The organism is Rhodococcus sp. 15-649-2-2 (genome assembly GCF_002258645.1).
GTDB lineage: Bacteria > Actinomycetota > Actinomycetes > Mycobacteriales > Mycobacteriaceae > Rhodococcoides.
Genome location: NZ_NPFM01000008.1, coordinates 59602 through 78145, shown reverse-complemented (window position 1 = coordinate 78145; position 18544 = coordinate 59602). Strand labels below are relative to the sequence as shown.

Genomic DNA, 18544 nt, shown 5'->3' with positions numbered 1-18544 from the left:
CCTGTAGGAACGCATTGGGGGACAACGAGTTCGACTCAGGGGCGGATGGAAGTCGGGAACCCGGTCCACTGTAATTGTGGCGGCAGGTGGCTCATATCGTTGAACATGACGACGCTCGGCGGTAGTCCTGTCCGGTATTCGATGACGGTCAGTGCGGTGTTTGCGCTGTCGATGCCGAGCCACCGAACGCGTGGCGCGTCGAGGGCGTGCCGGATGAACCATGCAATCGGGTACGCGTGGGTGACGAGCAGCTCGTGGGTGTCGTTCCTCGGCTCGGCTGAATCGGGCGTCGTGGCGAAGCGCCTGATCATGTGATCGGCTGTGTCGGCACCGCTCAGTGCGTCGTCGGCGTCCCAGCCGTCGAAGAACGGAATCCACGACGGGGGTGTCTCGTTCGGTGCCGGCACGTAGGGGACGTTGTCGATCAGTTCGTCGGATTCGATGACGGGGGTGTGAGACCGTCGACGGCGCACGATCTCGTGTGCTGTATCCACCGCACGTGGCAGTGGGGAATGCCAGACGACGTCGAGCGGGATGTGTCCCAGGCGCTCACCGAGGAGGCCGGCTTGTTCGCGACCGGCATCGGTGAGTCTTCCGAAGGCGTCGGCGTCTCCGTGACGAGTCAAGTACACGTATCGAGTTGTCATGTGGTGGTGATCGTTCCTTCCTGTCCGTCGATACGGACGATGTTGTTGTCGCGCAATCGATCCGTTGCGTTCGCAACTCCGAGGACCGCTGGGATTCGTAGCTCGCGGGCGACGATCGCGGCATGGGACAGTACGCCCCCGGTTTCGGTCACAACACCCTTCGCTGCTCGCAGCAGAGGTGTCCAGGCGGGATCGGTGTACGGGCACACCAGGATGTCGCCGCGACGTACTCGGCCGAAATCGTGTGGGCCACGGACAATTCGTGCGGTTCCCGTCGCATGCCCATCGCTACCCGGTGTACCGGTGAGCATCGTGGAGGAATCGAATCGTCCATCGGCAGTGGCGGTATGGGACATTGTGTGGTGACTCGGTAGCGCAGCTGTGATCGGCCTGGCTTGCAGAATCCAGACACGACCTTCTTTGATGGACCATTCGATGTCCTGTGGTCCGCCGAGACTGGCAGCGATCTCTCCTCCGAGCTCGGCGAGCCGTACCGCAGCCCGGTCGTCGAGTGTCGACCTGGTGCGGTCCGAAGGCATGACGTCGCTGGTGAACACTGTGTTCTGGCGGCGATCCGTTCGGGTCCGCTTGTCCGCGATGATCGAGGCGGTGCTCCCGTCATCACCGATGCGGTACCGGTCGGGGGTGACAGTTCCGCCGACGACCGAAAGACCGAGTCCCCACGCTGCTTCGATCTCGGTGTCTCCGCCCGGTGTCGACGGGGTGAACATGACCCCCGAGATGTCGGCGTCGACGAGCTGCTGAACGATGACCGCCATTGCGCCATGCTGGGGCGAGGCGGACTGAGTTCGGGATAAATTCTCGCGGTAGCCGACGGCACGCTCGGAATGCAAAGACGTCCAGCAGGACTGCACCGCGTTCATGATCGAGTCGATGCCCTGAACCCCCAGGACGCTGTCGTGCTGGCCCGCAGCCGATGCTGCCGAACCGTCCTCGCTGTCGGCCGATGAGCGCACCGCCAGCGGAGCATCGCCGAATCCTTCGAGCCAGTCAGCGATGTCGTTGCGTAACGATGTCGCGACTCCAGGGCGATCGCCTGCCGCTGCCCGGTACGTATGGAACGGAACCACAACGCCATCCGGTACAGGATAATTCGCCCGAAGAAGGATTCCCAGCGCATGGGCTTTCCCTCCGCAGCTGGAGAACGTTGCGTCTCCGAGTTTCACGAGCATCCCGACTACCCTTCAACCGACTGGTCATCAACAAAATGTTGACAGCTTTGTCCCGATATTGCAGGCTTCGACCATGGAACGCAAGCGTGAAGTCGCGACATCGTCGAATCGAACGCACCTGGATGCCGAACGCGAACAGCAGGCAACCCAGCATCTTCTGGGCCTCGGTGCGGGCGATCTGGACGCCCGGCCTTGGCGTCCTGTGCCTGCGCCGCCGACTGCGGTCGACCTGGCGAACTTCGCTCTCTGGCGTTCCGCCGAGCTCGCTCCGGACGCCCTCGTCAGCGCCCTGACCCTTCTGCCCGCCGCCCGAGCGGAAGTCGAGGGTCTCGAATCAGGTCTTCTGTTCGCTGCCCGCAGCAGCGGTCTGACGTGGGCGCAGATCGCAGAAGCAATGGGATTCAACTCGAAGCAAGCGTGTCAGCAGTACTACAGTCGACTCACTGCACGCGATGCTGCCGATTCATGACTGCCACTTCGTCTCCCGATCTTCTGGTATTGCATTCTGTTCGCATACTCGGGTTCGCCGACACCGCTGTGATTGCACATCGTTTCGGTGTCGACACCGCGCAGGCGGAAGAACTCCTTCTCGACGCGCAGGCGTGCGGATGGATCCAACGCGGCGAGTTCGCGGACATGCGTGGTTGGTCTCTCACGGAATTGGGGAGGACCGTGAACGAGCACCAACTTCGCGAGGAGCGCGAGGCGACGGGCCGGACCGACGTGGTGCGGAGTGTCTATCGGAGCTTTCTGCCGCTGAACGAACGGCTGTTGCGAGCATGTACCGATTGGCAACTGCGGCCCACGGACACGAACAGACTCACCGTCAACGACCACAGTGACCGGGTGTGGGATCAGAGAATCCTCGACGAGTTGACGTCCATCGGCGATGCCCTGAGTCCGCTTGTCGACCAACTGAGTTCGGCTCTCGCACGATTCGCCGGCTACGACAGTCGATTCGGTGCTGCATCGAGACTCGCGCGCGCCGGGGAACACGGTTGGGTCGACCGCACCGATGTCGACTCCTGCCACAAGGTCTGGTTCGAGCTACACGAAGACCTCATCGCGACACTCGGGATAGATCGCCGATCGGAATCAGGTATCGACGACAGTCAGTGATTCGCACGGGCATGTGGGGGACCGGTGCTGGACCTGATCACCAGGCTCGGCTCGATGCTCGAGCGTCGGGTGCTTCGGTTCCCGGTATCGATCTGGTTCAGCAGGATTTCGACGCTTCGGACGCCCACCTCGCTGAATTCCTGGCGGATCGTCGTCAACGGCGGGGAGAAGAATTCCGCGTCGGGAACGTCGTCGAATCCGATGATGCTGACGTCCTGCGGTACTCGTTTGCCCTGTACCTCGAGCGCCCGAAGGATCCCGAGGGCCATGGCGTCGTTGCCGGCGAACACTGCGGTCACACCTGCAGTTCGGGCCAGATCGCTTCCGGCGGAGAACCCCGATCTCGCAGTCCAATCGCCGCTGAGGGTGGGGGGCGGTTCGATGCCCGCATCCTCGTGGGCCAGCCGCCATCCGGTCACGCGGTCGGTGGCCTCGTACCACCCGAGCGGTCCTGCAACGTGCCATACCGCACTGTGCCCGAGGCCGAGCAGATGTGCGGTGGCAGCCCGCGCTCCGGCGATCTGATCGACCGAGACGACGGCCAGATCGCCTGCGGGAGAACCTTCGACGGCCACCAGCGGCAGTTCGCGGGCCAGCTCGGCGATGTCGCCGCCATCGGTTCTCAGTGGTGCGATGACGACGACGCCGTCCACGCCTTGCTTCTGCAACCTGCGGACGCAGGTGATGATCGCCGACTCGTCGAACGACGTGGGAACGCCGACCACGACGGAGTAGCCTGCCTGTCTCGCTGCGGATTCGATGCTGTAGAGAGTCGACACCGGACCGTAGAGAGCGTTACCGGTTCCGACGATTCCGATGGTGCTGCTACGGCCGGTGACCAGAGCGCGGGCGGCAGGGTTGGGGCGATAGCCGAGCTCCGAGATCGCTTGATGCACCCTGGTTCTCGTTGCCTCGGTCACATTGGGGTGACCGTTGATGACGCGAGAGACGGTCTGATGGGACACCCCGGCGAGCCGGGCGACATCGGTCATGGCCGGTCCGCGGGTGGGTGTCATCTTTCTGCAGCTCCTCTTGCGTCGTCGAGGACAATCACAGCATGTCCGGTCTCGCACCGCTCGAGACCGTACCGCTCACGTCGTCTTCGTCATCGACGCTGACGTCGGCGGTGCGGTCTCTCCCGGTTGGCCGGGGGAGAACATCTCGGCCGGCACGGGCACGCCCAGATAACTGGTGGGTGACTTGGCCAAGTCGCCCTTACTGCCCTTACCGCTCGCTGCGCGACGCTTGGTCCAGATGTCGAACGCCACAGCGGCCAGCAGAACCAGGCCCTTGACCAATTGCACTCGCTCGCTGGGCGAACCGATGAGCGACATTCCACTGTTGATCACGGCGATGATCAGCCCGCCGGTGAGCGCGCCGACGATGCGGCCCACGCCGCCCTGCACTGCTGCGCCGCCGATGAATGCCGCCGCGATGGCGTCGAGCTCGAAGCCGTTGCCTGCGGTGGGGCCCGCCTGATTGAGGCGACCGGCGAAGATGATTCCGGCCAGGGCCGACAGCACGCCCATGTTGACGAAGATCCAGAAGGTCACCGGCTTGACCTTGATGCCGGACAGCGACGCGGCATGGATGTTTCCGCCGATGGCGTAGACGTGCCGACCGAACACCGTCTTGCCGGCGAGGGTGGAGTACCCCATCACCAGGACCGCAAGGAGGATGAGTACGTACGGGAGGTTCTTGAAGCGAGCCAACTGCACCGCGATGGCGAGTACGAGAGCGGCGGCGAACGTCATCTTGATCAGGAACAGCGGCATCGCGTCCACGGTCTGGCCGTACTTCTGCCGACCCGTTCGAGAACGCCACTGGCTGAACACGATTCCGGCAACGGCCAGAATTGCGACGAGCAACGTGAAGATGTCTGCCCCGCCCAGTGGTCCGAGTCCCACATTGCCCATGAAACCGGGCAGAAAGCCGTTGGACAGGGTGCGCACCGGTCCGGGGAACGGCCCGATGCCCTGGTTGCCGAGAACGATGAGAGTGACCGCGCGGAAGACGAGCATGCCTGCGAGGGTGACGATGAACGCTGGAATGCCGAAGTATGCGACCCAATAGCCTTGCCAGGCACCGATCAGGCCGCCGACGATCAACGTGATCAGCACCGCCAGTGGCCACGGCACGTTCTGTTGAACCATGAGCACACCGGCAATGGCACCGGTGGCCGCAACGACCGATCCGACGGACAGGTCGATATGGCCGGCGATGATGATCACCACCATGCCGATGGCCAGAATGAGAATGTACGAGTTCTGCACCACCATGTTGCTGATGTTCTGCGGCACCAGAAGCTGACCACCCGTCAGCACGGTGAAGAGCACGATGATCAGCGCGAATGCGATGAAGATTCCGCTCTGGCGAAGGTTGCGCGTGAGCAACCCCCGCACGGTCGACAACTGATTCATCGAAGTACTCCTGTTCCACGGGTCATGAGATGCATGAGCGATTCCTGGGTCGCGTCCTCGCGAGTGACCTCACCGGTGATGCGGCCTGCGGACAGCGCGTAGATCCGATCGCACAGCCCGAGCAGCTCCGGGAGCTCGGACGAGATCACCAGCACTGCCTTTCCGGCGTCGGCGAGATCGTTGATGATCGAATAGATCTCGAACTTCGCGCCGACGTCGATTCCTCGCGTCGGTTCGTCGAGAATGAGCACATCCGGATCACTGAAGATCCATTTGCTCAGCACGACCTTCTGCTGATTGCCACCGGAGAGTTTGCCGACCACGGCGGAGACGTTCGGTGCCTTGATGTTCATGCTCTTACGGAAGCCCTCGGCGACCTTGAACTCCTGGTTGTCGTCGACGAAGCCTCCCGTCACCAGTTTGTCCAGCGCCGCGGTGGAGATGTTGCGTTTGATGTCGTCGATCAGATTGAGGCCGTACCGTTTTCGGTCCTCGGTGGCGTATGCGATGCCGTGACGGATGGCATCGTTGACCGACTTGACGTGTATTTCCTTGCCGTACTTGTACAGACGACCCGAGATGTCGATACCGTAGCTCCGGCCGAAGACGCTCATGGCCAACTCGGTGCGGCCGGCACCCATCAACCCGGCAAGACCGACGATCTCACCTCGCCGCAGCGTGAGGTTCGCCTTGTCGACGACGGTTCGGCCCTGCTGGGTCGGACTGTGCACGGTCCAGTCCTCGATGCGCAGAACTTCCTCTCCCACAGTCGATTCGTGAGGGGGAAACCGGTGCTCGAGATCGCGGCCGACCATGAGCGAGATGATGCGATCCTCGGTGACATCCGCGTCTCGCATATCCAGCGTCTTGATGGTCCGGCCGTCACGGATGATCGTGGTTCGGTCGGCAACGGCCGCGATCTCGTTGAGCTTGTGCGAGATGATCACGCACGTGATGCCCTCGTCTCGGAGACCACGGAGAAGGTCGAGGAGATGAGCGGAATCGGAATCGTTCAGTGCCGCAGTGGGTTCGTCGAGAATCAGCAGTGTCACGTCCTTGGACAATGCCTTGGCGATCTCGACGAGCTGCTGCTTGCCGACACCGAGGTCACTCACGACGCTGACGGGGTTTTCCCGCAGCCCTACCCTCTTCAGTAGGGCTGCGGCCTCGGAATTGGTTCGGTTCCAGTCGATGAACCCGCGCTTCGACCGCTCGTTGCCGAGAAAGATGTTCTCGGCTATGGAGAGATGCGGACTCAGTGCGAGTTCCTGATGGATGATGACGATGCCCTCGGCTTCGCTGCTTCGGATGTCGGAGAACTCGCACGCCCGACCGTCGAACACGATGTCGCCGTCGAACGTGTCGTGTGGGTACACACCCGACAACACCTTCATGAGCGTCGACTTGCCTGCTCCGTTCTCACCGCAGATCGCGTGGATTTCGCCGCGATTCACCGAGAGAGTGACATCCTGTAGCGCCTTGACACCGGGAAAGGTCTTGGTGATGCCGCGCATCTCCAAAATCGGGCTCGTCATCGCCGAACTCACTTCAACTGATCCTCGGTGTAGTAGCCACCCTCGACGAGCAGCTTCTCGTAGTTGTCCTTGTAGACGATCTCGGGCTGCAGCAGGTACGCGGGAACTACCTTGTCGCCGTTGTCGTAATCGGTGGTGTTGTTGGTCTCGGGAGTCTGACCGTTGAGCATCGCCTGAGCCATCTGGATCGTGACCTCGGCCAGTTGACGGGTGTCCTTGTAGATCGTGGAGTACTGCTCGTCTGCGATGATGGACTTCACGGACGGCACCTCGGCGTCCTGCCCGGTGACGATCGGGTAGGGCTGACCTGCCGTGCCGTATCCGTTGCTCTTGAGTGCGGAGAGGATGCCGATGGACAGGCCGTCGTACGGCGAGAGCACGCCCTGAACCTTCTGGCCCGAGGAGTACGTCTTGGTGAGCAGATCCTCCATGCGCTTCTGGGCGGTGGCCGGATCCCAGCGCAGTGTCGCAGCCGTCTCGAAATCGGACTCGCCGCTGCCGATCTTCAGAGTTCCCTTGTCCAGGTACGGCTTCAGGGTTTCCATGGCGCCGTCGAAGAAGAAGGTGGCGTTGTTGTCGTCCGGCGAACCGGCGAAGACCTCGATGTTCAACGGGCCTGCGGGCGCGTCGGCCTTGTCGGTGCCGTCCTCGTTCTTCAGACCGAGACCGACGAGAAGCGACGTGGCCTGATCGACGCCGACCTTGTAGTTGTCGAATGTCGCGTAGTAGTCGACATTGGGCGAGTTACGAATGAGGCGGTCGTAGGCGATGACGCCGATGCCGTTGTCCTTGGCTTCTTGCAGCTGGGTGGTGATGGCAGTGCCGTCCACGGAGGCCACGATGAGAAGCTTTGCGCCCTGGGTGATCTGGTTCTCGATCTGATTCACCTGGGTGGGAATGTCGTTCTCGGCGTACTGCAGATCGACTTTGTAGCCCTGACCCTCGAGTGCACTCTTGAGGTTGTCGCCGTCGGCGATCCATCGAGCCGAGGACTTCGTCGGCATCGTGACGCCGATCAGCGCTCCGGCGGTGCTGCCGCCTTCGGCCGGAGCCTCGTCTGCGGTCTTGGTGCTCGACCCGCACGCACCGAGCGTGAGGGTGAGTGCCACCGCAGCCGCGGCCATGGATAGGTGTCGAAACTTCATCGTTTCTCCCTGCGTTGTGGAGTAGACCGTGAAGCGGGGCCGTTGGGGTGTCCCGTGTGGTTCGCATCACATCAAAACGAAAGTGTGAGCGATAACATCGGCATTGTCAAAGATTTCTTTTTTGCACCTGCGTGAGCGGTGTGAGCGCTAACATCCGGAGCCCCGAAAACTGGCGGGAGCACCCGTCGGACAGGTCAGTGCAGTTCGTGCACCGACTGCTTGCCGCTCTTGAGCCAGCGCCCCGGCAATCGGCCGACGAGCTCGCCGAGCGGGTGCACCGCCGCCGACAGGATCTCGACGGAATCCTGCAGGATGTCGATCGAGATGCTCATGCGCTCGATGTTGGGAGCCACGGACGTCAATGTTTCGGAGAGCTTGACCAGTTGGTCCAGTGGGCCGCCCTTGGCCGTCAATCTCTCGATTGGACCGTCCTCGGCGAGCAGCGTCTCGAGGATTCCGTCTTCGGCAATGGCGCGTTCGATCAGGCCGTCCTGACGTGTGAGCACCTCGAGGGGGCCGTCCGTTGCCGTCAGTCGTTCGAGCGGACCGTTGGTGGCGGTGATGCGGTCGAGCAGACCGCCTTCGGCCAGCAGTCGTTCGAGGGGACCGTCCTCAGCCAGCAGGCGATCCAGGGGTCCGCCGGGAGCGAGAATGCGTTCGACGGGTCCGCCCGGAGACAACAGGCGCTCGAGGGTGCCGTCCTCGGACGTGAGGCGATCGACGACGCCACCCTGGGCGAGCAGGCGATCCAGTGGCCCGCCTTCCTTGAGGGCATTGCCCAGGGCGCGGTCGTCGGAGGTGAGCTGACCGAGTTGGGCGAGCAGTTGCATCGTGCCGCCGCGCGGATTGGCGAGCGAGGCCACTCCTGCGGTGCCGGACGCGCCGGTGGCCAGCGCCATTCGGGTGGTTGCCAGCGCGACCTCGGCGACGCCGATCGCCTGTTCGGCAATGGCAATTCCGGCGCGCGCGGGCAGTGTGATCGCTGACACCCAGTTCATCGTTTTACTGTAACTGCTCGTAGCTCGGAAAATCAGTGAAGAACCTTCAGTCCCACGACGCATCCGACGATGCCGACCAGAAGCGCGACCTTGAGCAGTGATGCGGCTTCTTCGCCGGTGATCATGGCGTAGGTGACGGTGAGGGTGGCACCGATTCCCACCCAGACGGCGTAGGCGGTTCCGGTGGGCAACGACCGCATCGCGATTGCGAGACCGATCATGCTGAGCACCACCGCGACCCCGAAGACGGCGGACGGTCCGAGTTTGGTGAAGCCCTCGGACTTACCGAGCGCGGTTGCCCAGATCGCTTCGAGAACACCGGAGACGACGAGAATGAGCCAAGCCATGAGAAATCACTCCTTGCACCGTCTTGTCGCTGTTCGGGTACGGTGCGCTCGTCCGATTGTCGGAAGTGACTTGTACGATCGTACCAATTTTGACGGGTGATGGCCAGGAAATGTCGGTCGGTGCCGGCGTGCGCATGTCCGCTCACAGGAACCTCACAGCGAGAGTCCAGCGAACGAGCAGCATCTCGCGCAAAGATGGACACCGTGAGCGAGACACCCGAGGCCCGAGTACTGATCGTCGACGACGAACCGACCATCGTCGAACTGCTGTCGGTCAGTCTGAGGTTTCAGGGATTCGAGGTGGCGACGGCGTCGTCCGGCCCCGAGGCTCTCGACAAAGCGCGTAACTTTCGGCCCGAGGCTCTCGTTCTCGACGTGATGATGCCCGGCATGGACGGGTTCGGTCTGTTGCGCCGACTGCGCGCCGACGGAATCGATGCGCCCGCGCTGTTCTTGACGGCACGCGATTCGGTGGACGACAAGGTGACCGGGCTGACCCTCGGTGCGGACGACTACGTCACCAAGCCGTTCTCGCTCGAGGAGGTCGTGGCACGACTCCGGGTGATCCTGCGCAGGTCGGGCAAGAGCGAGGATGCGCAGCCGTCGCGAGTTGCGTTCGCAGACATCGAACTCGACGACGACACCCACGAGGTGTGGAAGGCGGGGGAACCGGTATCCCTCTCGCCCACCGAGTTCACGCTGTTGCGGTACTTCATGGTGAACGCGGGAACCGTGCTCAGCAAGCCGCGGATTCTCGACCACGTCTGGCACTACGACTTCGGTGGTGAAGTGGGAGTGGTGGAGTCGTACGTGTCGTATCTGCGTCGCAAGGTCGACACCGGAGACACTCGCTTGATCCACACACTGCGGGGAGTCGGCTACGTCATGCGCCAGCCGCGGTGACCGGCATTCGAGCTCGCATTCGGAATCTGCCGCTGCGCTTCACTCTGGTCGCAGCGTTGCTGCTCCTGGTCGGACTGGGTCTGCTGGCGTCGGGTGTGGCGGTGACCTCGTCGCTCGAGACGTCGCTGATGCGTCGCCTGGATCAGCAACTGGTCGAAGCGTCCCAGGGGTGGGCGAAACCGGGCGGAGAACGCCCGCCGTTTCCGATCGACGAACCCAGCCCGAATCGACCGCCGACGAACTTCTTCGTGCGTTCCGTGGCGACCGACGGTACCGTCCGCGGCCCGATCAACGATGTGGCCGAAAGTGTTCCGGACCTCTCGGGTGCGCCGTCGGCAACCCCGGAGACCGTCGGTTCCGAGGGCGACCCGTCGAAGGAGTGGCGGGTGATCACGGTGACCAACAGCGAGGGTTCCACCACCGTGGGAATGTCGCTCAGCGCCAACCAGCAGACCGTCAGCAGGCTTGTGGTGCTCCAGTTCTACATCGGCGCGGCCGTGTTGCTGGCTCTCGCCGTGATCGCCTATTTCGTGGTGCGGCGCAGCCTTCGTCCACTGCGTGAGGTGGAGACGACTGCCGCCGCCATCGCTGCCGGAGACCTGCATCGCCGGGTCCCCGAGTGGAGTGAGAAGACCGAGGTGGGCCGATTGTCGGCCGCCCTGAACGGAATGCTCTCGCAGATTCAGCGTGCCTTCGCGGCGACCGCGGCCTCGGAGGAGGCAGCGCGCGCGTCCGAGGACCGGATGCGCCGATTCGTCGCCGATGCCAGCCACGAACTACGAACACCGCTGACGACGATCCGCGGTTTCGCCGAGTTGTACCGGCAGGGCGCGATGAGCGACATCTCGTTGTTGATGACGCGTATCGAAGGTGAGTCGGCGCGCATGGGCTTGCTCGTCGAAGACCTGTTGATGCTCGCCCGCCTCGACGCCCAGCGGCCCCTCGACATGCGCCGTGTCGACGTATTGACCATCGCAGCCGATGCCGTGCACGACGCCAAGGCGGTATCTCCCGCGCGGGACATCTCGCTGAAGGTGTTGGCGGGGCCGGGAATACCCGAAGTCGACGGCGACGACGCGCGGCTGCGTCAGGTGCTCGCGAACCTCGTCGGAAACGCGGTACGCCACACCCCCGAATCGGCGTCGATCACCGTGTGCGTGGGGACGACTCGGTCGTCGGTACTACTCGAAGTCGAGGACACCGGGCCCGGTCTGGCCGAGGACGAGGCCGCGCACGTCTTCGAACGCTTCTATCGAGCCGACTCGTCGCGGACACGCGAGAGCGGCGGCAGCGGGCTGGGACTGTCGATCGTCGCGGCATTGGTGGCGGCGCACAACGGTACCGTCTCGGTGCGGAGCACTCCCGGAACGGGCGCGAGCTTTCGCGTCGAATTACCGAGGCCGACAGGCTGATTCGTCTGCTTCGCGAGATGGCTCCTCGTTCGATCGTGCCTTCCTGCGCTCGGCGAGTTTGGTGTACGCCGCGGCGGCGAGTGGTGCAGCAACGAGCATCGACACCAGGCGGATCACCTGTACGCACGCGACGAAGGTGACATCCGACCCCGTGGTCGCGGACACGGCGAGCACCGCCGCCAGACCGCCGGGTGTGGTCGCGAGATAACCGGTCAGCATGCTGACTCCGGTGATCGCGGACAGCGCCCAGCCGAACAGTGCGCAGACAACCCCGATCGACACGACCAGCAGTGCAGCCCACGGAAAGATCCGTCCGATGGCGCGCAGGCTCGCGACGGTGAAGGCAAGGCCCGCTTGCCATCCGATGACGATGAATGCGACCGGCAGCAGCACGGCGGGCACCGAGATGTCGACGGGCCACCCGAGCAGCTCGCAGGCACCCGCGACGATCAGTGGCCCCAGGGTGGCGGGCGCGGGCAGGCGGATCAACCGCGCGAGCACGATGCCGACGACGACGGCACCGATCAGAAAGGCCGTGCCGACGAACCACGGGGTCGTCGACTGTTCCTGGGTTCCTGCCCCGCCGTCGGTATCGGTATGGAAGGCGAAGGTGACGATCAGGGGCATCGTGACGACCACGAGTGCGACGCGGAGGTACTGGACCACGGCGACGATTCGCTCGTCACCGCCGAGTTCGCGGGCAATGGAAACCAGACCCGTTGCACCACCGGCAATCAGGGACAGCGCCCCGGTGACGGGGTCGACGTCGCGGTGCAGTGCCAGCAGTGCACCGCAACCGGCGCTGACGACGAGCGTCCCCGCGCCGACGAGAACGGCGGGAATCCAGTTCTCGCCCAACGCCCCGAGCGTGTCGGTGTCGAGCATCAGGCCGATGGTCACCGCCAGCGTGCCCTGCGCTGCCATGGATGCGGGCCGGGGCACTGCAGCAGGGCCCAGGCCGGTCAGAGCGAAAACCACGGCGACGACGAGAGCGGCGAACAGCGACGGTGCCGTCAGGCCCAGGGCTTCGAAAAGGGCCCAGCCCCCGACGGATACGGCTGCGAGGCCGATCCATCGGAGGCTGTGCCCGAGTATTCGCCTCATCCGTTTCGGAGCACTCACGCTCCGGACTTGACCAGCAGGACAGGAACCGGGATCTCGAGCAGCAGACGCTGAATCGTCTGTCCCATCAGGAACTTTCCGACCGCCGAGCGGTGGCGAGAACCGACTACCAGGATCTCGGACTTCTGCTCTTCCACCAGTGTCAGCAGGGTGTTGACGGCGTCAGGATCGGGCCTGCCCACTGCCACGGTCCAGGAGACGGAGTCGGCGTCATCGATGTCGGTGAGGGCCGTGTCCACTGCGGTGGAGACCGCAGCAGTTTCGGCTGCCTCGGCGGACGGCTCGGCCGATCCCGACAGTGCATGCAGGACGACGAGGTCCGTCTCCCGGATGCGTGCTTCTCGAACTGCGGCCGCCAGTGCTGCGCGGCCCTCGGGTGAATTGTTGTGCAGTACGCCAACAGTCATGACGGTTTCTCCTTCAGGAAGGTGGGGTGGGGGATCAGCCGAAGGGGATCTGGCCGAGAACGATGCCGACGGCCAGCATGGCTAGGGAGACGACCACCGCTCGCCACAGCACCTTCTTGTGGTGATCGGCCAACGACACTCCGGCGAGGGTGACCAGCAGCAGGATGGCCGGAACCAGCGGACTCTGCAGGTGGACGGGCTGGCCGGTGATCGAGGCTCGTGCCATCTCGACCGGGTCGATGCCGTACTTGCTCGCGGTCTCGGTCAGGACCGGCAGGATGCCGAAGTAGAAGGCGTCGTTGGTCATGAAGAACGTCAGCGGGATGCTGAGGATTCCGGTGATGACGGCCAGGTACGGGCCCATGCCGGACGGGATGACGTTGAGCAGCCATTCGGCCATGGCCTCGACCATGCCGGTGCCCTGGAAGACGCCGGTGAGGATTGCTGCGGCGAGCACCATGGCGACCACGGAGACGATGGAGGACGAGTGCCGTGCGATCGCGTCGCCCTGCTCCTTGACCTTGGGGAAATTGACCGTCAGGGCGATGGAGGCAGCGATCATGAACAGAACCGGAATCGGCAGGATGTCCATGACGAGGATGACGAGCAGAATGACCGTCAGAGCAGCGTTGAACCACAGCAGCTTCGGGCGCAGGGTGTCGCGATTGGGATCGAGGCCGTCGAAGAACTGACCCGATTCGCCCTCGTCCGATCCACCGGTTCCTGCTCCGCCGCCGCCCTTGCCGCCCTTGCGAAGACTTCCGCCGCCGGAGGCGACCAGCTCGGGCTCGTAGATCAGCTTGCCGATGCGGCGACGCTCCATGATGCCCAGGTGGACAGCGAACAGCAGCACGATGATCAGGCCGACGATCATGGACGGAACCATCGGAACGAAGACATCCGAGGGTGAGATTCCGAGCGCGGATGCGGCGCGAACCGTCGGGCCACCCCACGGGATGATGTTCATCGTGCCGTTGGCGAGACCGGCGACTACGGTCAGAATCACCGGGCTGACACCGAGTTTGAGGTACAGCGGTAGGAGCGCGGAGGTGACGATGATGAATGTCGTCGAGCCGTCACCGTCGAGCGAGACGACCATGGCCAGGATGGCCGTTCCCACAACCAGTTTCATCGGGTCGTTGCGCACGACGCGCAGGATGCCGCGCACCAGTGGGTCGAACAGTCCGACGTCGATCATGATTCCGAAGAAGATGATGGCGAAGAACAGCAGGGCCGCGGTGGGGGCCAGGGACTTGATGCCGTCCGTGATCATGTCACCGATGCCGAGTCCGGCACCGGCCAGCAGGCCGAAGATGACGGGAACGAGGGTGAGCGCGACGACGGGCGTGGCTCTCTTGGTCAAGATCAAGAACATGAAGGCGGCTACCATGAGGAAGCCGAGTATCACCAACATCGTGCACTCCTTCTCGAAATGTGTGAGGTGGGTCCGGTTGGACTACGTGTTGTGACTGAAGTTACGTAACCGGCATCACATGTTCGCCGTTGTGCGCACTACCCGCGCAAGCAACGTAAAGAGCCTTTTGCGCATTGTGCTCGAGCAGCTCGCGCTCTAGCCTTGGCACGTGCGATTGAGGACTCAAGTGCTGTTGCTGCAGGCTGCGTTGGTTGCGGTGGCGCTGGCAGTGGCCTTCGGGGTGTTCGCGATCAGCAGCGGTGAGCAGGCAAGTGAGGAGTACGGCGAGCGGGCACTCGCGGTCGCGCGCACGGTGGCGTCGGATCCGCAGGTGCGTTCGCTCGTCGAGCAGTTCTCGGCCGCGGACACCGCAGGTACCGATGCTGCGCCGGCCGGGGTGTTGGCCGGCGGCGCACTGCAGCGGGCGGGCGAAAGTGCGCGGGAACGCACCGATGCCCTGTTCGTCGTGATCACCGACGATCGGGGCCTGCGTTTGGCGCACCCCGATCCGACCGTCCTGGGGCAACGGGTGAGCACCGATCCGTCGGGTGCGTTGGCCGGCAACGAGGTGGTCGAGCAGGAGCGCGGCACGCTGGGTGACTCCGTTCGCGCCAAAGTTCCTGTGCTGGCGCTCGGTTCGACCGACGTGGTGATCGGCGAAGTGAGTGTCGGCATCTCCACGACGGCCGTGCGCACCGAACTGGTGAAAGATCTGATCAACGGCGCGCTGGTGACCGGAGCAGTGCTGCTGTTGGGTGTGCTCGGCTCGATCCTGTTGGCGCGCAGATGGAAGCGGCTGACCCTCGGGCTCGAACCGGAAGAATTGGCCGAGCTCGTGCGTGAGCAGGAGGCGGTGCTGCACGGGATCGGCGAAGGCGTGGTGGCCATCGACCCCGACGGCGTGGTCACGGTGGTCAACGACGAGGCGCGCACGCTGCTGTCGATCGACGGCAAGCCCGGGATGCGTGTCGAGGACATCGGCCTGACGCCCAGATTGCTCGAGGTCATCGAATCGCCGACGGCGGAACCGGTATTGGCGGCTGTGAACGAGGTCGTGGTGATCGCGGCTGCTCGAAAGGTGCTGCGCGACAATCGAGATCTCGGTACGGTGCTGACCGTGCGCGACCGAACCGATGTGGAGGCGCTGACCCGTCAGCTCGACGCGGTGCAGTCGATGTCTGCCGTGCTGCGCGCGCAACGGCACGAGTTCGCGAACCGAATGCATCTGGTCAGTGGACTGCTGCACGAGGGCCATCCGGACCGCGCGTCTGAGTACATCGACGAGATTCTGGGTGTGGGACCGAGATCGGAAGCAGTCGAGGGAATCGACGCCGTGTCCGATGCGTATCTGCGTTCCTTCCTCACCGCCAAGGCCGCGCACGCCCGTGAGAGTGGTGTGCGCCTGGTGCTGGGGGAGAACACCTGGGTCGGCGGCGAATTGGTCGGACCTGTGGATGTCACCACCGTGCTCGGCAATCTGATCGACAATGCGATCGATGCGGCCCGGCTCGGGGCGCGTCGACCTGCCGAGGTGGAAGTGGAACTGGTGCAAGAAGATTCGACCCTGCACATCGTCGTCGTCGATTCGGGTGACGGCGTCTCGTTGACACCCGAGCAGGTGTTCGTCGAGGGCGTCTCGACCAAATCGACAGCGGATACCCCCGGTGGTCGAGGTGTGGGACTGGCATTGAGCAGACAGATCGCGCGTACCCGTGGCGGCGATGTGACATTGGCCGATGTCGGTGGGCAGATCACGGCAGACAACGACCGTGGCGGCGCGGTGTTCATCGCCACGATTGCCGACGCACTACTGATTCAGGAAGTGACACAATGAGAGTTCTCGTCGTCGACGACGACTTCAGGGTCGCAGATCTGCATGCGGCACTGGTGAATTCGCTCGACAACTACGAGGTGGCCGCGGTGGCGACCAGTATCGCCCAGGCGCGTGAGCTGCTGACGGCACAGTCGTTCGACCTCGCTCTGGTCGACGTGTACCTGCCCGACGGGTCCGGTATCGACCTGGTCCGCGAACTCCCGTGCGACGCGGTGGTGCTCTCGGCCGCGGCGGATCAGCAGACGGTCCGCTCGGCGATGACCGCGGGCGCGTGGACGTATCTGATCAAACCGTTCCCGCGTTCGGCGCTGGTCGACCGGCTCGCCGGATACCTGAATTACCGCGGCGCTCTGGATCGTTCGGAAGAACTGACCCAGGCGGACATCGACGGAGGACTCGACGCCCTGCGCCCTCGTGCTGCGGCACCGGTGCCGATCTCGCAGTCGGTCACCCGTGATCTGGTGCTCGACGCGGTGCGCGGTACGGCCGAGCCGATGTCTGCCGGCGAAGTCGCTGCTGCAATCGGAATTTCGCGAGCGACCGCGCAACGCTATCTGGCCACCCTGGTCTCCAAAGGACGGTTGCGGATGCAGCTGCGCTACGGGTCGACCGGGAGGCCGGAGCAGGAGTACTCGTCAGCGCCGGGTGCGTGAGAACGCCACCACCACGGCCCCGAGAACCGATATCGCGGCAGTCACCAGGGCTGCTGTGTTCCAACCCGTCGTCAATGCCGCTGCGCTGTGATTGCTTGCCGGAACAGCCACCACCGCAACCACTGTGACGCCGACCGCGGACCCGACGTAGCGCGCGGTGTTGTTGGCTCCGCTGCCCATTCCGCCGCGGCCGACGGGGACGCTTGCCACCGCCTCGCGACCGAGAGCGGCATTGAGTACCCCGCTGGCAATACCTGCTACGAGCAGTCCGGGCAGTAGTCGGGGCCAGGATGCGTTGTCGGACAACCCCGACACCATCACCATTCCTATCGCTACGCCCACCAAACCGACCGCGAGTTGCGTCCGACCGCTCACCGATGCAGGGAGCCTGCGGGCCAACAGAGCGGTGACGACCGACGTCCCGGACCATCCGAACAGCAGCAGGGCTGCCCCGAGAGCATCGATTCCCAATGCGGTGCCGACGAATCCGGGCATGTACGACATCAACGCGATGATCCCGCCGCCGGTGGCGAGTGCCGCGACAGTCGCTGCGAGAAACGGCGGGTGCCGGAAGAGGGTGAGATCCAGCATCGCCGTTGCACTGCGTAATTCGAGGAACGTGAAGGCGGCCAGCAGTAGTGCGGCGAGGACGAAGAGAACGATGGGAGTGACGGCGGTCCAGCCCTGCCTGCCCTCGACCAACGCGGCCAGCAACGAGGCTATGCCGGTTGCCAACAGCAGCGCGCCGACCGGATCGAGCCCGCGCGGGGCGTCGGACCTGGATTCTTCGACGAGTAGGTGCGCGGCGACGGCGAGTGCGACCGTGGCGACGGCGAGAACCACATAGGCCTCGCGCCAGCTCGCCCAGCGATCGAGTAGGGCGGCCAGCAACGGGCCGAGAGCAATTCCGGCACCGACGCTCGCGCCCCAGACTCCGCTCGCTTTTGCGCGCACGGGACCGGCGGGGTGAGTGTGGGCGATGATGCCCAGGCTCGATGCGATGACCGCGGCACCGCCGAGGCCTTGAAGGATACGGGCCAGTACGAAGATCAACGTGTTCGGAGACACGGCACTGATCAGCGTGCCGACGGCCAATACGGCGGCCCCGAGTGCGAAGGTGCGGCGACGGCCGAAGTCGTCGGCGACAGTCCCGGTGGTGAGCAGTGCGGCGGCGAGACCGATGCTCATCGAGCTGAGAATCCAGGTACGCCCCGCTGCGTCGGACATCAGATCTGCCGCGGTGCTGTTGATCGTCGCGAGCGGGGCGGTGAAGGCCATCAGGGTCAGCAGGGTGCCGAGGGCTGCGATGGAGAGTGCTCGGGTGCTGTTCGTCGTGCTGGTGGGCGAGAGTGCACTGTCGGTCATTGTCGTCCTTTTGGTCTGGTGATCGAACTG

General features: G+C 64.1%; 18 protein-coding genes and 1 riboswitch. Of the genes, 6 read left to right on the top strand and 12 right to left on the bottom strand.

Translation table 11 applies throughout. The features are described 5' to 3' along the window. Positions 1–35 precede the first annotated feature (35 nt). Positions 36–647, bottom strand: a complete 612-nt coding sequence (locus CH305_RS03695; protein WP_094702731.1) for a histidine phosphatase family protein — start codon at positions 645–647, stop codon at positions 36–38. After that, positions 644–1840, bottom strand: coding sequence for a PEP/pyruvate-binding domain-containing protein (locus CH305_RS03690; protein WP_094702729.1), 1197 nt, complete (start codon positions 1838–1840; stop codon positions 644–646). Before CH305_RS03690 ends, CH305_RS03695 begins: the two co-directional genes overlap by 4 nt. A 73-nt stretch (positions 1841–1913) precedes the next feature. Here CH305_RS03690 and CH305_RS03685 point away from each other — a divergent pair, with 73 nt between their 5' ends. Together CH305_RS03685 and CH305_RS03680 are read left to right on the top strand one after the other, a co-directional pair. Then, positions 1914–2309, top strand: coding sequence for a DNA-binding protein (locus CH305_RS03685; RefSeq protein ID WP_094702727.1), 396 nt, complete (start codon positions 1914–1916; stop codon positions 2307–2309). Next, the gene (locus tag CH305_RS03680; RefSeq protein ID WP_094702725.1) at positions 2306–2959 is read left to right on the top strand and encodes a transcriptional regulator; all 654 of its coding nucleotides are present in this window, start codon (positions 2306–2308) and stop codon (positions 2957–2959) included. The genes CH305_RS03685 and CH305_RS03680 overlap by 4 nt, the downstream gene beginning before the upstream one ends. Here the strand turns inward: CH305_RS03680 and CH305_RS03675 are convergent. From CH305_RS03675 to CH305_RS03650, 6 genes are all read right to left on the bottom strand, one after another. Then, positions 2953–3975, bottom strand: coding sequence for a LacI family DNA-binding transcriptional regulator (locus CH305_RS03675; RefSeq protein WP_094608488.1), 1023 nt, complete (start codon positions 3973–3975; stop codon positions 2953–2955). The two genes, CH305_RS03680 and CH305_RS03675, sit on opposite strands and share 7 nt — an antisense overlap. A 75-nt stretch (positions 3976–4050) precedes the next feature. Further along, positions 4051–5379 (bottom strand): multiple monosaccharide ABC transporter permease, encoded by a 1329-nt coding sequence (mmsB, locus tag CH305_RS03670; RefSeq protein ID WP_032405721.1) that lies wholly within the window; start codon positions 5377–5379, stop codon positions 4051–4053. Then, positions 5376–6914, bottom strand: a complete 1539-nt coding sequence (gene mmsA, locus CH305_RS03665; RefSeq protein ID WP_037154396.1) for a multiple monosaccharide ABC transporter ATP-binding protein — start codon at positions 6912–6914, stop codon at positions 5376–5378. Before mmsA ends, mmsB begins: the two co-directional genes overlap by 4 nt. An 8-nt stretch (positions 6915–6922) precedes the next feature. Beyond that, positions 6923–8059 carry a multiple monosaccharide ABC transporter substrate-binding protein gene (chvE, locus tag CH305_RS03660; RefSeq protein WP_032405722.1) on the bottom strand — a complete coding sequence of 379 codons (1137 nt, stop codon included), beginning with the start codon at positions 8057–8059 and terminating at the stop codon, positions 6923–6925. 194 nt (positions 8060–8253) lie between these two features. Beyond that, positions 8254–9057, bottom strand: a complete 804-nt coding sequence (locus tag CH305_RS03655; RefSeq protein ID WP_032376325.1) for a hypothetical protein — start codon at positions 9055–9057, stop codon at positions 8254–8256. 32 nt (positions 9058–9089) lie between these two features. Further along, positions 9090–9404: a multidrug efflux SMR transporter gene (locus CH305_RS03650; protein WP_032376326.1), complete on the bottom strand. Its 315-nt coding sequence runs from the start codon at positions 9402–9404 to the stop codon at positions 9090–9092. Between the two features lie 12 nt (positions 9405–9416). Continuing rightward, positions 9417–9479: riboswitch (guanidine-III (ykkC-III) riboswitch) on the bottom strand. 120 nt (positions 9480–9599) lie between these two features. Between CH305_RS03650 and CH305_RS03645 the strand changes: the two genes are divergently transcribed. Both CH305_RS03645 and CH305_RS03640 read left to right on the top strand, forming a co-directional pair. Next, complete coding sequence (locus CH305_RS03645; protein ID WP_032376327.1) at positions 9600–10307, top strand: response regulator transcription factor; 708 nt, start codon at positions 9600–9602, stop codon at positions 10305–10307. Continuing rightward, the gene (locus CH305_RS03640) at positions 10304–11719 is read left to right on the top strand and encodes a cell wall metabolism sensor histidine kinase WalK (RefSeq protein ID WP_277950833.1); all 1416 of its coding nucleotides are present in this window, start codon (positions 10304–10306) and stop codon (positions 11717–11719) included. The genes CH305_RS03645 and CH305_RS03640 overlap by 4 nt, the downstream gene beginning before the upstream one ends. Here CH305_RS03640 and CH305_RS03635 read toward each other — a convergent pair. From CH305_RS03635 to CH305_RS03625, 3 genes are read right to left on the bottom strand one after another with little or no spacing between them, the layout of a single operon-like run. Then, on the bottom strand, positions 11699–12823 hold the full coding sequence (locus CH305_RS03635; protein ID WP_179278175.1) for an AbrB family transcriptional regulator: 1125 nt from the start codon (positions 12821–12823) through the stop codon (positions 11699–11701). The two genes, CH305_RS03640 and CH305_RS03635, sit on opposite strands and share 21 nt — an antisense overlap. 14 nt (positions 12824–12837) lie before the next feature. Further along, positions 12838–13248, bottom strand: a complete 411-nt coding sequence (locus CH305_RS03630) for a universal stress protein (protein ID WP_032405725.1) — start codon at positions 13246–13248, stop codon at positions 12838–12840. 34 nt (positions 13249–13282) lie between these two features. Beyond that, positions 13283–14662: a CitMHS family transporter gene (locus CH305_RS03625; protein ID WP_032405726.1), complete on the bottom strand. Its 1380-nt coding sequence runs from the start codon at positions 14660–14662 to the stop codon at positions 13283–13285. A gap of 169 nt (positions 14663–14831) precedes the next feature. Here CH305_RS03625 and CH305_RS03620 point away from each other — a divergent pair, with 169 nt between their 5' ends. Next, positions 14832–16496 (top strand): sensor histidine kinase, encoded by a 1665-nt coding sequence (locus CH305_RS03620; protein WP_094702721.1) that lies wholly within the window; start codon positions 14832–14834, stop codon positions 16494–16496. Then, complete coding sequence (locus CH305_RS03615) at positions 16493–17149, top strand: response regulator (RefSeq protein WP_094702719.1); 657 nt, start codon at positions 16493–16495, stop codon at positions 17147–17149. Before CH305_RS03620 ends, CH305_RS03615 begins: the two co-directional genes overlap by 4 nt. Here CH305_RS03615 and CH305_RS03610 read toward each other — a convergent pair. Then, entirely contained in the window at positions 17132–18514 is a 1383-nt protein-coding gene (locus CH305_RS03610) for an MFS transporter (RefSeq protein ID WP_094702717.1), read from the bottom strand. The genes CH305_RS03615 and CH305_RS03610 overlap by 18 nt on opposite strands. Between the last annotated feature and the right edge of the window lie 30 nt (positions 18515–18544).